This is a genomic window from Burkholderia ubonensis subsp. mesacidophila, from assembly GCF_002097715.1.
GTDB classification, from domain to species: domain Bacteria; phylum Pseudomonadota; class Gammaproteobacteria; order Burkholderiales; family Burkholderiaceae; genus Burkholderia; species Burkholderia mesacidophila.
This window is the reverse complement of the sequence record NZ_CP020738.1, coordinates 1753367-1768493: the sequence shown is the minus strand read 5'-3', so window position 1 is coordinate 1768493 and position 15127 is coordinate 1753367. Positions and strand designations below refer to the sequence as shown.

General features: G+C 67.8%; 13 protein-coding genes. 10 read left to right on the top strand and 3 right to left on the bottom strand.

Annotated features, from left to right (window positions below):
• The first annotated feature begins 158 nt into the window (after positions 1–158).
• Genes B7P44_RS25385 through B7P44_RS25370 form a run of 4 tightly spaced genes read left to right on the top strand, consistent with a single transcriptional unit; the run spans position 159 to position 6662 of the window.
• Positions 159–1667, top strand: a complete 1509-nt coding sequence (locus B7P44_RS25385; RefSeq protein WP_084908694.1) for an efflux transporter outer membrane subunit — start codon at positions 159–161, stop codon at positions 1665–1667.
• The gene (locus B7P44_RS25380; RefSeq protein ID WP_084908693.1) at positions 1664–2737 is read left to right on the top strand and encodes an HlyD family secretion protein; all 1074 of its coding nucleotides are present in this window, start codon (positions 1664–1666) and stop codon (positions 2735–2737) included. Before B7P44_RS25385 ends, B7P44_RS25380 begins: the two co-directional genes overlap by 4 nt.
• Before the next feature lie 23 nt (positions 2738–2760).
• Entirely contained in the window at positions 2761–5535 is a 2775-nt protein-coding gene (rbbA, locus tag B7P44_RS25375) for a ribosome-associated ATPase/putative transporter RbbA (protein ID WP_088511581.1), read from the top strand.
• Between the two features lie 2 nt (positions 5536–5537).
• Positions 5538–6662: an ABC transporter permease gene (locus B7P44_RS25370; protein WP_084908691.1), complete on the top strand. Its 1125-nt coding sequence runs from the start codon at positions 5538–5540 to the stop codon at positions 6660–6662.
• A gap of 48 nt (positions 6663–6710) precedes the next feature.
• On the opposite strand, the gene adhP is transcribed toward B7P44_RS25370, so the two are convergent.
• Positions 6711–7739 carry an alcohol dehydrogenase AdhP gene (adhP, locus tag B7P44_RS25365; protein WP_084908690.1) on the bottom strand — a complete coding sequence of 343 codons (1029 nt, stop codon included), beginning with the start codon at positions 7737–7739 and terminating at the stop codon, positions 6711–6713.
• Positions 7740–7913: 174 nt separating this feature from the next.
• Between adhP and B7P44_RS25360 the strand changes: the two genes are divergently transcribed.
• From B7P44_RS25360 to B7P44_RS25350, 3 genes are read left to right on the top strand one after another with little or no spacing between them, the layout of a single operon-like run.
• The gene (locus tag B7P44_RS25360; RefSeq protein ID WP_084908689.1) at positions 7914–8258 is read left to right on the top strand and encodes an ArsR/SmtB family transcription factor; all 345 of its coding nucleotides are present in this window, start codon (positions 7914–7916) and stop codon (positions 8256–8258) included.
• Positions 8255–8734: an SRPBCC family protein gene (locus B7P44_RS25355; RefSeq protein WP_084908688.1), complete on the top strand. Its 480-nt coding sequence runs from the start codon at positions 8255–8257 to the stop codon at positions 8732–8734. Before B7P44_RS25360 ends, B7P44_RS25355 begins: the two co-directional genes overlap by 4 nt.
• The gene (locus B7P44_RS25350) at positions 8731–9390 is read left to right on the top strand and encodes a glutathione S-transferase family protein (protein WP_084908687.1); all 660 of its coding nucleotides are present in this window, start codon (positions 8731–8733) and stop codon (positions 9388–9390) included. The genes B7P44_RS25355 and B7P44_RS25350 overlap by 4 nt, the downstream gene beginning before the upstream one ends.
• A gap of 60 nt (positions 9391–9450) precedes the next feature.
• Here the strand turns inward: B7P44_RS25350 and B7P44_RS25345 are convergent, their stop codons facing one another.
• Both B7P44_RS25345 and B7P44_RS25340 read right to left on the bottom strand, forming a co-directional pair.
• On the bottom strand, positions 9451–9906 hold the full coding sequence (locus B7P44_RS25345) for a type VI secretion system amidase immunity protein Tai4 (protein WP_084908686.1): 456 nt from the start codon (positions 9904–9906) through the stop codon (positions 9451–9453).
• Complete coding sequence (locus tag B7P44_RS25340) at positions 9906–10406, bottom strand: type VI secretion system amidase effector protein Tae4 (protein ID WP_084908685.1); 501 nt, start codon at positions 10404–10406, stop codon at positions 9906–9908. Before B7P44_RS25340 ends, B7P44_RS25345 begins: the two co-directional genes overlap by 1 nt.
• A gap of 464 nt (positions 10407–10870) precedes the next feature.
• Between B7P44_RS25340 and B7P44_RS25335 the strand changes: the two genes are divergently transcribed.
• The 3 genes from B7P44_RS25335 (at position 10871) to B7P44_RS36695 (ending at position 15051) form a co-directional block, all read left to right on the top strand.
• Positions 10871–12892: a TonB-dependent receptor gene (locus tag B7P44_RS25335; protein WP_084908684.1), complete on the top strand. Its 2022-nt coding sequence runs from the start codon at positions 10871–10873 to the stop codon at positions 12890–12892.
• A 389-nt stretch (positions 12893–13281) separates the two neighbouring features.
• Positions 13282–14898, top strand: a complete 1617-nt coding sequence (locus tag B7P44_RS25330; RefSeq protein ID WP_088511521.1) for a methyl-accepting chemotaxis protein — start codon at positions 13282–13284, stop codon at positions 14896–14898.
• A 12-nt stretch (positions 14899–14910) separates the two neighbouring features.
• Positions 14911–15051, top strand: coding sequence for a hypothetical protein (locus B7P44_RS36695; RefSeq protein WP_157721101.1), 141 nt, complete (start codon positions 14911–14913; stop codon positions 15049–15051).
• The last annotated feature ends 76 nt before the right edge of the window (positions 15052–15127 follow it).

Below are 15127 nucleotides of genomic sequence, written 5' to 3'. Positions count from 1 at the left end.
TCTGACTCAGATCAACGGTTGCCACCGCAATCATCGGATATAACTGGACGCGTTCCGGCGAACGGGCGCGCGCATCGGTCATGCGCGGCCCGGCTTTCGCCGGAAGCCCCAGCCATGGCGACGTCACGCACGGTCGCCAACCGATAACGAGGAAAGCCATGCGCCACGTTGCGCTTCCCGACCCGCCGCCTGCCGGTGCGCGCGCCGTCCGTGCGCGGGCCGCGTGCATTGCGATCGCGCTCTCGTGCAGCGGCCTGCTGTCGGGTTGCCTGTCGCTCGCGCCGCACTATGCACGTCCCGCGCAGCCGGTTCCCGCGGCCTATCCCGACGTCAACGCTGACGAAGCGGCGCGCGCGACGGCCGTCCCCGATTGGCGCACGTACTTCACCGACGCGCGGCTGCGCACGCTGATCGAGCAGGCGCTCGCGAACAACCGCGACCTGCGGGTGGCCGTCGCGCGGGTCGACGAGGCCCGCGCCGTGTATGGCATCCGGCGCGCGGATCAATGGCCGTCGATCAACGCTGGCGCCGCGTATGCGCGCTTTCGCACGCCCGGCGGCCTGCTCGCGCCGTCGCCGTTCATCGGCCGGCTCTACGACGTGCAGCTTGCCGAAACGCAATGGGAGATCGACTTCTGGGGCCGCGTGCGCAATCTGAAGGATGCGGCGCGCGAACGGTATCTGGCGAGCGACGCGGCCCGCCGCGCGGTGTCGCTCAGTTTGATCACGCAGGTGGCCGACGCCTATCTGGCCGTGTGCGCGTACGACGAGCGCCTCGCGCTGACCCGCGCGACGATCGACAGCCGGCGCGAGTCGCTGCGGATTTTCCGTCGGCGCCACGACGAAGGCGCGATTTCGCGGCTCGATCTGACGCAATCGGAAATCCTGCTGCAGCAGGCGGAATCGCTCGGCGCGCAACTGGGCCAGACGCGCGCAACCGCCGCGGACACGCTGATGCTGCTGGTCGGCGCGTCGCCCGACCTGCCCGCCGCGCCGCTCACGCTCGACGACCAAGCCGTGATGCCGGCGCTCGCGCCCGGGCTGCCGTCCGCGCTGCTCGAAAACCGCCCGGACGTGATCGCGGCCGAGCACCAGTTGCGCGCGGCGCACGCGAATATCGGCGCGGCGCGCGCGGCGTTCTTCCCGCGCATCGCGCTGACGAGCGCGATCGGCTCGGGCAGCAGCGAGCTGCACAACCTGTTCTCGTCCGGCACCGGCACGTGGAGCCTGATCCCGAATCTGGCGATGCCGATCTTCGACGCCGGACGCAATCGCGCCAATCTCGCGCTGACGAAGGCGCAGCGCGACGAGGCCGTCGCGCAATACGAGAAAACCGTGCAAGGCGCGTTCCGCGACGTGTCCGACGCGCTCGCGGCGCGCGACTGGCAGGCCGAGCAGTTGCGCGTCGAACGCGCGACGCTCGCGTCGCAGACGGAACGCGCGCGGCTCGCGAAGCTGCGCTACGACAGCGGCGCGGTGCGCTTTCTCGAAGTGCTCGACGCGCAGCGCGACCTGCTGAATGCCGAGCAGCAGCTCGTGCAGACGCGCCGCGCGCTGCTGTCGAGCCGCGTCGCGCTGTACGGCGCGCTCGGCGGCGCCCCGCAGGCCGGCAACGACGCGCCGGCCACTTCCCCTCACGCTTCGACCGATTCGGGTTCCACGCAATGAAGATGCCTAACCGCCACTATCTGATCGAGTTCGGCGCGGCCGCGCTCGCGCTCGGCGCCGCCTGGTACGGCTGGACCCTCTGGCACGACGGCCGGGCCGACGCGGGGCTCGTGAGCGGCAACGGCCGCATCGAGGCGACCGAGATCGACGTCGCGACCAAGCTGCCGGGGCGCGTCAGCGCGATGCTGGTCGACGAAGGCGATTTCGTGAAGGCCGGCCAGCCGCTCGCCAGCATGGACGTGCTCGTGCTGCACGCGCAGCTCGACGAGGCGCGCGCGAAAGAGCAGCAGGCGTTGAACACGGCCGCGAGCGTCGACGCGCAGGTTGCGCAGCGCCGCAGCGACAAGGCGGCGGCCGAAGCGTCCGTCGTGCAGCGCGAAAGCGAGCTGGACGCCGCCCGGCGCCGGCTCGCGCGCTCCGAGACGCTGTCACGCGAAGGCGCGTCGTCGCTGCAGGAGCTCGACGACGATCGCGCCCGCGCGCGCAGCATGGAGGCGACCGTGCGGGCCGCCCGCGCGCAGGTCGATGCGGCCCAGGCCGCGATCGATGCGACGAAGGCGCAGCTCGTCGCCGCCCACTCCGCCGTCGCGGCCGCGCAGGCGACCGTCGCGCGGGTGCAGGCCGACATTTCCGACAGCGAGCTGACCTCGCCGCGCGACGGCCGCGTGCAGTATCGGGTGGCCGAGGCCGGCGAAGTGCTCCCGGCCGGCGGCAAGGTGCTCAACGTCGTCGATCTGGCCGACGTCTACATGACGTTCTTCCTGCCCGAGACCGTCGTCGGCAAGGTGCCGCTCGGCGCCGACGTGCGGATCGTGCTCGACGCCGCGCCGCAGTACGTGATCCCGGCGCGGGTGTCGTTCGTGTCGAGCACCGCGCAGTTCACGCCGAAGACGGTCGAGACGGCCAACGAGCGGCAGAAGCTGATGTTCCGCGTGAAGGCGCGCATCGACCGCGACCTGCTGCAGCGCCATCTCCGGCTCGTGAAGACCGGGCTGCCGGGCGTCGCGTGGCTGAAGGTCGATTCGCGCGCGAGCTGGCCTGACACGCTCGCGGTCAAGGTGCCGCAGTGACGCCCGAGCAGGACGCCACCGGCCTGGTCGAGCGCCCGCCGGCTCCGGCCGGCGGCGTCGACGGCGGCGTGATCCGCCTGTCCGGCGTGACGCTGCGCTACGGCGCGGCGTGCGCGCTCGACGGCGTGACGCTCGACGTACCCGCCGGGCGCATGATCGGGCTGATCGGCCCGGACGGCGTCGGCAAGTCGAGCCTGCTCGCGCTCGCGTCGGGCGCGCGGGCGATCCAGCAGGGCCAGGTGACCGTGCTCGGCGGCGACATGGCGTCGGCCGCGCACCGCGATCGCGTGTGCGGCCGGATCGCGTACATGCCGCAGGGCCTCGGCAAGAACCTGTATGCGACGCTGTCGGTCGAGGAAAACCTGCAGTTCTTCGCGCGGCTGTTCGGCCACGACGCCGCCGAGCGGCGGCGCCGGATCGACAGCCTGACGCGCAGCACCGGCCTCGATCCGTTCCTCGACCGCCCGGCCGGCAAGCTGTCGGGCGGCATGAAACAGAAGCTCGGCCTGTGCTGCGCGCTGATCCACGATCCCGACCTGCTGATCCTCGACGAGCCGACGACCGGCGTCGATCCGCTCGCCCGCGCGCAGTTCTGGGAGCTGATCGGCCGGATCCGCGCGGCGCGCCCGTCGATGAGCGTGGTGGTCGCGACCGCGTACATGGACGAGGCGCAGCGCTTCGACTGGCTGATCGCGATGGACGCCGGCCGCGTGCTGGCCACCGGCACGCCCGCCGACCTGCTCGCGCGCACCGGCTGCGACCGGCTCGAATCGGCGTTTATCGCGCTGCTGCCGGACGAGCGGCGGCGCGGCTACGTGCCGGTGCGGGTGACGCCGCTGCAGGTGGACGACGCCGCCGGCTACGCGATCGAGGCGCACGACCTGACGATGCGCTTCGGCGATTTCGTTGCCGTCGATCACGTGAGCTTCCGGATTCGGCGCGGCGAGATCTTCGGCTTTCTCGGCTCGAACGGCTGCGGCAAGTCGACGACGATGAAGATGCTGACCGGCCTGTTGCCCGCGACCGAGGGCGACGCGAAGCTGTTCGGCCGGCCCGTCGCGGCCGGCGACATCAACACGCGCCGCCGGGTCGGGTACATGTCGCAGGGCTTCTCGCTGTACGGCGAGCTGACCGTGCGTCAGAACCTCGTGCTGCATGCGCGCCTGTTCGGCGTGCCGGAGGCGGACGTGGCCGCGCGCGTGGCCGAGATGACCGCGCGCTTCGGCCTGGCCGACGCGCTCGACGCGCTGCCCGAGCGCCTGCCGCTCGGCATGCGGCAGCGGCTGTCGCTGGCGGTCGCGATGGTGCACAAGCCGGAACTGCTGATACTCGACGAGCCCACCTCCGGCGTCGACCCGGTGGCGCGCGACAGCTTCTGGCAGCTGATGATCGAGCTGGCGCGGCGTGATCGCGTGACGATCTTCATCTCGACGCACTTCATGAACGAAGCCGAGCGCTGCGACCGGATCTCGCTGATGCATGCGGGCCGCGTGCTCGCGAGCGATACGCCCGCCGAGCTGGTGCGGCAACGCGGCGCGCGCACGCTGGAAGAAGCGTTCATCGGCTACCTCGTCGACGCGCAACGCACGGGCGACGCGCCGCAGGTCGCGCCGGACGATGCGTCATGGGATGCCGGCCCACCACCGTCGGCCGACGCCGCCCGGCCCGCGCCGCGCTTCAGTCTCGCGCGCGCCGGCAGCTACATGTGGCGCGAAGTCCTGGAGCTGCGCCGCGACCCGGTGCGGGCGACGCTCGCGCTGCTCGGCTCGCTCGTGCTGATGTGCGTGATCAGCATCGGCATCAGCCTCGACGTCGACAACCTCACGTTTGCGGTGCTCGACCGCGACCAGACGATGCTGAGCCAGGGCTACACGCAGAACATCGCCGGGTCGCGCTACTTCGTGCAGCGCGCGCCGCTCGCGGGCTACGACGACCTCGACCGGCGCATGCGCAGCGGGCAGCTGTCGCTCGCGATCGAGATTCCGCCGGATTTCGCGCGGGACGTCGCGCGCGGCCGGCGCGTGCAGATCGGCATGTGGATCGACGGCGCGATGCCGCTGCGTGCGGAGACGATCCGCGGCTACGTGGCCGGCATGCACGAGAACTGGCTGCGCGACGAGGCGAAACGGCGGCTCGGCGTGTCGCTCGCGCCGGCGGTCGAGATTGCGGTGCGCTATCGCTACAACCCCGACGTGAAGAGCCTGCCCGCGATGATCCCGGCGATCATGCCGATGCTGCTGCTGATGCTGCCGGCGATGCTGACCGCGCTCGCCGTCGTGCGCGAGCGCGAGCTCGGCTCGATCGTCAACCTGTACGTGACGCCCGTCACGCGCACCGAATTCCTGATCGGCAAGCAGGCGCCGTACATCGTGCTCGCGATGCTGAACTTCCTGCTGATGGTGGTGCTCGCCGATCTCGCGTTCGGCGTGCGGATCAAGGGCAGCTTCGCGACGCTGCTCCTCGCCGTGCTGATCTTCAACGTCGTGGCGACCGGCGTCGGCCTGCTCGCGTCCACCTTCACGCGCAGCCAGATCGCCGCGATCTTCATGACGATCATCGGCACGCTGATCCCGGTCGTGCAGTTCTCCGGCCTGCTCACGCCGCTGTCGTCGCTCGAAGGCGTCGGCAAGTGGATCGGCACGCTCTATCCGGCCACCTACATGCTCGCGATCAGCCGCGGCGTGTACAACAAGGCGCTCGGCCTGGCCGACCTGTGGCCGCAGTTCTGGCCGATGCTCGCGACGGTGCCGGTCCTGCTGGCCGCCACCGTCGCGCTGCTCAGAAAGCAGGAGACCTGACCATGCAGCGTCTGCTCACGATCTACCGGCTCGGCGTCAAGGAACTGTGGAGCCTCGCGCGCGACCCGATCATGCTCGTGCTGATCGTCTACACGTTCAGCGCATCGATCTACGCGGCCGCCACCGCGCGGCCCGACACGCTGCACAAGGCGCCCATCGCGATCGTCGACGAGGACGCGTCGCCGCTGTCGGCGCGCATCGCGTCGGCGTTCTTTCCGCCGCAGTTCACGGTGCCCGCGATGGTCGGCGCCGCGGCGGTCGATCGCGGCCTCGACGACGGCGACTACACGTTCGCGCTCGACATCCCGCCGAACTTCCAGCGCGACGTGCTGGCCGGGCGCCCCGCGACGATCCGCCTCGACGTCGACGCGACGCGGATGAGCCAGGCGTTTACCGGCAGCGGCTACGTGCAGCAGATCGTCGCGGGCGAGATCGACGCGTTCGTGCGCCGTTACCGCGGCGGCCCCGACCTGCCGGTCGATCTCGCGGTGCACATGCGCTTCAATCCGAATCTCGACGAGGTCTGGTTCGGCGCGCTGATGGAAGTCATCAACAACGTCACGATGCTGTCGATGATCCTCACGGGCGCGGCGCTGATCCGCGAGCGCGAGCACGGCACGATCGAGCACCTGCTCGTGATGCCCGTCACCCCCGCCGAGATCATGCTCGCGAAAGTCTGGTCGATGGGGCTCGTCGTGACGGTCGCGGCGGTGGCGTCGCTCATCTTCGTCGTGCGCGGCGCGCTGCAGGTGCCGATCGCGGGCTCGCTCGGGCTGTTCGTCGCCGGCATGGCGCTGCACCTGTTCGCGACGACGTCGATGGGGATCTTCCTCGCGACGCTCGTGCGCAGCATGCCGCAGTTCGGGATGCTGCTCGTGCTGGTGCTGCTGCCGCTGCAACTGCTGTCCGGCGGGCTCACGCCGCGCGAGAGCATGCCGCAGGCCGTGCAGGACGTGATGTTCGCCGCGCCGACGACCCATTTCGTCGAGCTCGCGCAGCGCATCCTCTATCGCGGCGCGGGCCTCGACGCGGTGTGGCCGCAGTTCGCGCTCCTGCTCGCGATCGGCGGCGTGTTGTTCCTGCTGTCGCTGAAGCGGTTCCGCCAGACCATCAGCCGGATGGCGTGACGGACCGCCCGCCCGTGGTGTTTGCCCCGGGCGGGCGCGGCGCGGGCGTCAGTGCATGTCGGTCAGCACGATGCGCCCGTCGACCTGCCCCGCGCGCAGCTTCGCGAACACGTCGTTGATGTTGCCGAGCCGGTCGCGGTGGATGTGCGCGCGCACGAGCCCGTCCGCCGCGAACTCGAGCGATTCCTGCAGGTCGCGCCGCGTGCCGACGATCGAGCCGCGCACCGTGATGCCGTTCAGCACGGTCGAGAAGATCGGCAGCGGGAAATCGCCCGGCGGCAGCCCGTTCAACGCGACCGTGCCGCCGCGCCGCACCATCCCGAGCGCCTGCGCGAACGCGCTTCTCGACACCGCGGTGACGAGCACGCCGTGCGCGCCGCCGATTTCCTTCTGGAGCACCGCGGCCGGATCGGCGGTCGACGCATCGACGGTCAGTTCCGCGCCGAGCCGTTTCGCGAGCGCGAGCTTGTCCGGCGCGATGTCGATCGCCGCGACATGCAGCCCCATCGCGCGCGCATACTGCACGGCGACGTGCCCGAGGCCGCCGATCCCGGAGATCGCGATCCATTGGCCGGGGCGCGTATCGGTGACGCGAATCCCCTTGTAGACCGTCACGCCCGCGCACAGGATCGGCGCGATTTCGTCGAACGCGACCTGCGCCGGCAGGTGGCCGACGTAGTCCGGATCGGCGAGCACGTATTCCGCGTAGCTGCCGTTGACCGAATAGCCGGTGTTCTGCTGCCCGTGGCACAGCGTCTCCCAGCCCGACCAGCAGTGTTCGCAATGCCCGCAGGCCGTGTACAGCCACGGCACGCCGACCCGGTCGCCCTCGCGCACGTGCGTGACGCCCGCACCGACCGCCGCGACCACGCCCACCCCTTCATGGCCGGGAATGAACGGCAGCGACGGCTTGACGGGCCAGTCGCCGTCGGCCGCATGCAGGTCGGTATGGCAGACGCCGGACGCCTTGATGTTGACGAGGATCTGGCCGGGGCCCGGCGTCGGCACCGGCACCTCCTCGATGCGCAACGGTTCGCCGAAGGCATGCACTACGGCGGCTTTCATGGTTTGCGTCATGCGTCGCTCCTTCCTGATGGATCAATGAGCGACCCAGTATCCGCATGCGGAATCGGGGACGGTTGACGTGCATCAACGGGACAAGACGCGCGCGGCGCAGGCGCGGCACCCGGTCGCGCAACAATACTTAAGCATTCGCTTGACTTTCGCGCGACCGCGCCATAACTTAAGCGAATGATTGAGTATTCGGAACAACTTGATAGAGCCTTCCACGCGCTCGCGGACGCGACGCGCCGGGGGATGCTCGAGCGCCTGTCGCGCGGGCCGGCGTCGGTGAGCGAACTGGCCGAGCCGTACGACACGTCCCTCGCCGCGATCCACCAGCACGTGCAGGTGCTCGAGGCGAGCGGGCTCGTCGTGACGGAAAAGCGCGGGCGCGTCCGCGAATGCCGGATCTCCGCCGAGGCGGTCCAGCGCGTGGAAAACTGGCTGAGCGAGCGTCGCCTCCTCTGGGAGAGCCGCTTCGATCGCCTTGGCAAACTGCTTGAAAGCGATGAACGCAAAGGAGACGAAAGATGAAGGAAACCCCGTTTTTCCACGGCACCTTCACGTTGAGCCGCGTGTGGGCGGCCCGGCCCGACCGGGTGTTCGCCGCGTGGTCCGATCCGGACCTCAAGGCCCAGTGGTTCGCCGGCCCGACCGAGCGCTGGACGCTGCAGCGCCGCTCGATGGATTTTCGGGTGGGCGGCGCCGAGGTGCTGGAAGGCCGCTTCGACGAAAGCGGCATGGTGACGCTGTTCGAGGCCCGCTATCACGTGATCGAGCCGGCCCGGCGCCTCGTCTACAGCTACGATCTCCATCACTCCGGGCGCTTTCATTCGGTCACGCTGTCGAGCCTGGAGCTCGAACCGCAGGGCAACGGGACGCGCGTCTCCTACACCGAGCAGATCGTGTTCCTGGACGGCAAGGACGGCACCGCCGATCGCCGCCACGGGAGCGGACTCATGTACGACGCAATCGAGACCACCCTTCGGTCCTCGGGAGCCATCCAATGACGGTCGAACTTTACGGGCACCCGTTCGCGTCGTTCGTCTGGAAGCCGCTGATCGCGCTCTACGAGCGCGACGTGCCCTTCACGTTCCGGATGGTCGATCCCGATCATCCGGAGAACCACGCACGCATGGCCGCGCTCTCGCCCACCGGGCAATTTCCGGCGCTGGTCGACGGGGATACGGCGATCACGCAAAGCAATGCCGTGATCGAATATCTCGACCTGTTTCACGGCGACGGCGGGCCGATGGTGCCGGAGGACGCGCGTGAGGCGCTGGACGCGCGGATGATGGCCGACGTGTTCGACGATTACGTCAACGCGCCGATGCAGCGGATCGTCGGCGATGCGTTGCGTGCGGAAGACGAACGGGACCCGCGCGGCGTGGCCGACGCGCATGCGCTGCTCGATCGCAGCTACGGCTGGCTGGACGCGCGTCTGCAGGTGAAGGAATGGGCCGCGTGCGGGCGATTCACGATCGCCGATTGCGCCGCCGCGCCGGCGCTGTTCTATGCGGACTGGGTTCATCCGATTGCCGAGCGCCATGCCGCGCTCGCCGCGTACCGGGCGCGGCTGCTGGCCCGCCCTTCCGTGGCCCGCGTCGTCGACGAGGCGCGGCCCTATCGGCGCTTCTTCCCGTTGGGCGCGCCCGAGCGGGACTAGTCGGGCGATGGCCTTCTACGAACAGCACGCGTCTGTCGAGCGAGGCCGGCGCGCTCATTCTCACTTTCGTGCTGCCGGCGAAGCATTGTCTTGCCGATAAGTGCGCCCCGGGTTAATAACAAGCTGCTTGACCAGGATATCCAGTTCTTTGCTGTGATACAGGTCCAGGCACTTGAGAAAGTCGAATCTGATGCCCTTGATTTCCGATTCGGCCAGAGGGTTGTGATAATCGCGGGCCAAATAGCGATCCACCAATGACTTGACTGCATCCGGACTTTTTTCCATATCGTAGGAGGTCCAATCCCGCAGTGCGCTTACACTGCTGCCGGCATCAACCGGTGCGTCTTTGTCGTTTTTATAGGCATTCGCTATGCACGTGGCAAGAATCATGTCTCTGTAATTCTGCGCGTAAGTTCGAGCCCCCGCCTGCGGCGAAGCAAATGTTTGATCCTTTGCATGCGTCGTGGATGCCGTTAACGCGAGCATGGTCAGCAAGACGAGAAATGAGCGCTTCATCACGGCAGGCTCCAAAAGTTCGCACGGTCGGTGCGGTATCTCGCTTCTGGCTCGTTGAAATAGCAGTGGTCGTAGCAGGCTTTGCCATCGAACAGCGTGGCATGTCCCTGGGCATCGTCCCAGCCGGAAACCTCAAACAAAACGATGCCTTTCTTGCTGGCGAGCGTCCCTCCGCCCGACGGTGGATATTTGACGATTTCGGGTTTGCCCCATCGTTGCTCAAGAAATGCAATAAGGTCTTTAACCCGGAAGAAGTATTGGCGCTTATCTGCCCCTGATACCGTTTTCCCTGGAATAGCTGGAATGGTCAATCCGGCGTGATTCAAGATGTAGCTCATTCGCACCGCACAGGTGTTGCTCCAGCGCTGTTTTGGATCGGGGTTATTGATGTTCTTCTCAACATATCCGCCGATTATTTTGGCAACCTTGGCACCTGGATTTTCGGGATCGTAAATTCGCTGCGAAGCGGCCCATGCAGCAATGAAGCCAGGTCGTGTCATTCGCCATCCTTTATATCGAGTTTCGGGAAAATATGATGCGTTGAGCACAATAATCGACTAATGGCGGGAATTCAAGGGCCATTTTTCAAGATTGGAATATCTCGATTTTAAGGCCGTGCTGGTTGACTGAGCGGACTTGTCGCCAATCAACCTTCCCAAGAAAAAGGAGTCCGCATGTCCCGCCGCTCCTGCGTTGCGGCGTCGCGTGGCATCAAGCGCGGTCAGACGAGCACACCGGGTTGTCGCATCGAAATGATATAACGTATCATCTTGACCGCTTGGTGTGCCGCCCCGAGATCAGCCGGTGCGCCCAGAGCATGCCTCCACGGGGGCATTGTGCGCAGCGAATGCAACAATATATCGTTGCTGTGCCATGTCCCCGTTTGATTCCCCTTCGACAAGATTCATCGACCATGCGCGACCACCCTCGTTACCCCCTTCGCCCGCTCTCCCCGCTTTCCCTGATGCTGCTCGCCACCGTGGCCCACGGCCAGGCCGATACGGCGCCCGGCCAATCCGGCGATCGCCCGCTCGCGCCGATCTTCGTGACCGCGAACCCGCTCGGCGATGCGCAGTTGATCGCGCCGACCGCCCAGTTGTCCGGCGACGCGCTGACGCGCCGCCAGGCCGATTCGCTCGGCGAGACGCTGAACGGCCTGCCCGGCGTGTCGACGACGACCTACGGGCCGATGGTCGGCCGCCCGATCATCCGCGGCATGGACGGCGACAGGATCCGGCTGCTGCAGAACGGCGTCGCCGCCTATGACGCGTCGTCGCTGTCGTACGACCACGCAGTGCCGCAGGACCCGCTGACGATCGAGCGCGTCGAGATCGTGCGCGGCCCGGCCGCGCTGCTGTACGGCGGCAACGCGGTCGGCGGCGTCGTCAACACGATAGACAACCGCATCCCGCGCGACGCGATCGAAGGCGTGACGGGCGCGGTCGATGCGCGCTACGGCGGTGCGAACTCGGTGCGCGCGGGTGCCGCGCAGGTCGAGGGCGGCAACGGCCGCTTCGCGTTCCACGTCGACGCGTTCGATCGCGAGACGAGCAAGCTGCGGATTCCCGGCTACGCACGCAGCGACGCGCAGCGTGCGCTCGACGGCCCGGACCGGCCTCAGCCGTACGGCAGCGTGCCGAACAGCGACGGCCGCGCGCACGGCGGCTCGGTCGGCGCGTCGTACACGTGGGCGGACGGCTTCACGGGCCTCTCGTACAGCGGCTACGAGTCGAACTACGGCTCGGTCGCCGAAGACGACGTGCGCCTGAAGATGCGCCAGGAGCGCCTCGCGCTCGCGTCCGAGGTGCGCAACCTGAGCGGGCCGTTCTCGCAGCTGAAGTTCGATTTCGCGTACACCGATTACCGGCACAAGGAAGTCGACCATGGCGAAACCGCGACGATGTTCCGCAATCGCGGCTACGAGGCGCGCATCGAGGCCCGCCACCGTAAGATCGGCCCGTTCGAGGGCGCGCTGGGCGTGCAGTTCGGCCAGAACCGGTTCTCCGCGCTCGGCGACGAAACGCTCGTGCCGAGCACGCGCACGACGAGCGTCGCGCTGTTCGGGCTCGAGGAATGGAAGGTGTCGGACGCGCTGAAGCTGAGCGTCGGCGGCCGCTACGAGCACGTGAAGCTGCAGCCCGACCCGGCCGGCGCCGAGAAATTCGCCGGCGCGCAGCCGCGCGACTTCAACGCGGGCAGCGTGTCCGCCGGCGCGCTGTTTTCGCTCACGCCGGTGTGGTCGGTCGCGGCGAGCGTCGCGTACACCGAGCGCGCGCCGACGTTCTACGAGCTGTATTCGAACGGCCCGCATGACGCGACCGGCCAGTTCCTGATCGGCAACCCGAACGCGTCAAAGGAAAAGGCGGTGTCGACCGACCTGTCGCTGCGCTACGCAAGCGGGCCGAACCGCGGCAGCGTCGGCGTGTTCTACAACCGTTTCTCGAACTACCTGACCGAGTTCAACACGGGCCGCATCGTCGACAGCGACGGCGATCCGGTCGCGCCGGGCGCGGACGGCGCGCTGTCCGAAGCGGTCTACCGCGGCGTGCGCGCCGAGTTCTACGGCGTCGAGCTCGACGGCAAGTGGCGCGCGTTCGCACGGCGCGGCCACACGGTCGACCTCGAGCTGACCGCCGACTATACGCATGCGCGCAACGTCGACACCGGCCAGCCGCTGCCGCGCATCGCGCCGCTGCGCACGACGCTCGCGGCCGACTACGGCTATGGGCCGTTCGGCGCGCGCGCGCAGGTCACGCACGCGTGGTCGCAGCATCGCGTGCCGGACAACGACCTGCCGACTGCCGGCTACACGTCGCTCGGCGTGATGCTGACCTACAAGTTCCGGGTCGGCGCGACGCGCTGGCTCGCGTATCTGCGCGGCGACAACCTGACGAACCAGGACATCCGCTACGCGAGCTCGGTGGTGCGCGGGTTCGCGCCGGAAGGCGGCCGCAGCGTGATGGCCGGCTTGCGGACGACGTTCTGATGTCACGGCCCGCGGCCGCGTCCGCGGGCGCGTGGCCCTGCCCCTCATGAAACCTCAGACAAATATTGAAGTATTTACTGATGATTTTTAAAAATAAACGAATCAATTGAATCGTCCATAAATTTCCCTGGCGATTATTCGAATATAAAGTGCCTGAATCATGAGTGATTGAGCCCCTTGATAATGACCATGGCTTGCGATGCACATTGATGCGCCGCACGCCTTTTCAGAAGGGCGATTGCGCTGAATAAAAGGCAAAGGTTAGGGTTTAGGAAGGGTAAAGATTTACTCGGGCTTCCCGTTAAAGCCGGCACGAACCGGATTGCCGGTCGAAAAATAAATCAACCGACCTTAATTCGTCCAAGGGGCCCACCGTGAAAATCGCCAGAATGACCATCAAAGCAAAACTGCTTGGCGGCTTCGGCCTGCTCGCCGCGGTCGTCGTGATCGTGTCGGGCATGGCGCTCAAGGCGTTGTCCGACACCAACGACGAGTTTTCCCGGTACATGAACGGCGTCAACGTGCGGGCCGGCTTGTCCGCGCAGGTTCGCACCGCGGTCGACCGGCGCGCGATCGCGGCGCGCAACCTCGTGCTCGTCACGAAACCGGCCGACTTCGATCTCGAGCTTGCCGAGGTGCAGCGCGCGCACCAGGACGTGCAGGAGCGGCTCGGCAAGCTGAAGGACATGATGACCACCGGCAACACGACCGCGCGCGCACGCGAGCTGGTCGCCGAGATCGCGCGCATCGAATCCAGCTACGGGCCGGTCGCGCTCAAGATCGTGAGCCTCGCGCAGAGCGGCAAGAAGGACGAGGCGATCGCGGAGATGAACGACCACTGCCGTCCGCTGCTCGCGCAGCTCGTGAGCGCCACCAATGCGTACGCATCCTTCACGCATGAGCGGGAACGCATGATCGCGCAGGCATTCGCGGACCGCTACGCGTTCGACCGCAACGTGCTCACGGCGATCAGCGTGGTCGCGATCGTGCTCGCGGTCGCCGGCGGGTTGTGGATGACGCGCATGATCACGACGCCGATCGTCACGGCGGTCGGCGTCGCACGCACGGTCGCCGACGGCGATCTCGGCAGCCATATCGACGTGCGCGGCAACGACGAGACGCGCGACCTGCTCGACGCGCTGCATACGATGAACGCTCGGCTGATCGGCATCGTGAGCCGCGTGCGCGATTCGTCGAGCAGCATCGCGACCGCAGTGGGCGAGATCGCGGCGGGCAACCTCGACCTGAGCCAGCGGACCGAGGAGCAAGCCGCGTCGCTGCAGGAAACGGCCGCGACGATGGAGCAGTTCACGTCGACGGTGCGCCACAACGCGGAAAACGCGCAGCAGGCCAGCACGCTCGCCGCGAATGCGTCGGACGTCGCACAGCGCGGCAGCGCCGTGGTCGGGCGCGTGGTCGACGCGATGTCGGAGATCGGCGACAGCTCGTCGAAGATCGCGGACATCACCGGCATCATCGAAGGCATCGCGTTCCAGACCAACATCCTCGCGCTGAACGCGGCCGTCGAAGCCGCGCGCGCAGGCGAACAGGGGCGCGGCTTCGCGGTCGTCGCGAGCGAGGTGCGCAGCCTCGCGCAGCGCTCGTCGAGTGCGGCGAAGGAGATCAAGGCGCTGATCACCGCGTCGGTGCAGACGATTCGCGATGGTTCGACGCTCGCGGGCGAGGCCGGCAGGACGATGCTCGACGTCACGCAGGCAGTGGCGCGCGTGACCGACATCATGGGCGAGATCGCGGCGGCGTCCGCCGAGCAGAGCCGCGGGATCGAGCAGGTCAACGTGACGATTACGCAGATGGATCAGACGACGCAGCAGAACGCGGCGCTCGTCGAGCAGGCTGCGGCGGCGTCGAAGTCGCTCGAGGCGCAGGGGCACGAGCTGAGCGAGACGGTTGCCGCGTTCCGGATGCCGGGCGGCGAGCGGGCGCAGTCGAGCGGCTATCCGCATGCGGCCGGCGCGCGCGGCGCGTGGCGTGCGGTTGCCGCATGACGTGGTGTCGCGATGAATCGAGCGCTCGGCGTGCGTGCATGCCGGGCGCCCCGTAAGGTCACGTCGGACGAACACGTGTCGCAAGGAGGATGTTCGCGCACGCGCGTGCGCACCGGCAACGTGCATGCGTCGACGCACGCGACGTACACGTAAACGCGCATGCGCCGAAGCCTCGCGTTTCGCAAACCCATTGTGCGCGGACTGTCGCGCTCCCCGTCGCCTCTCACAA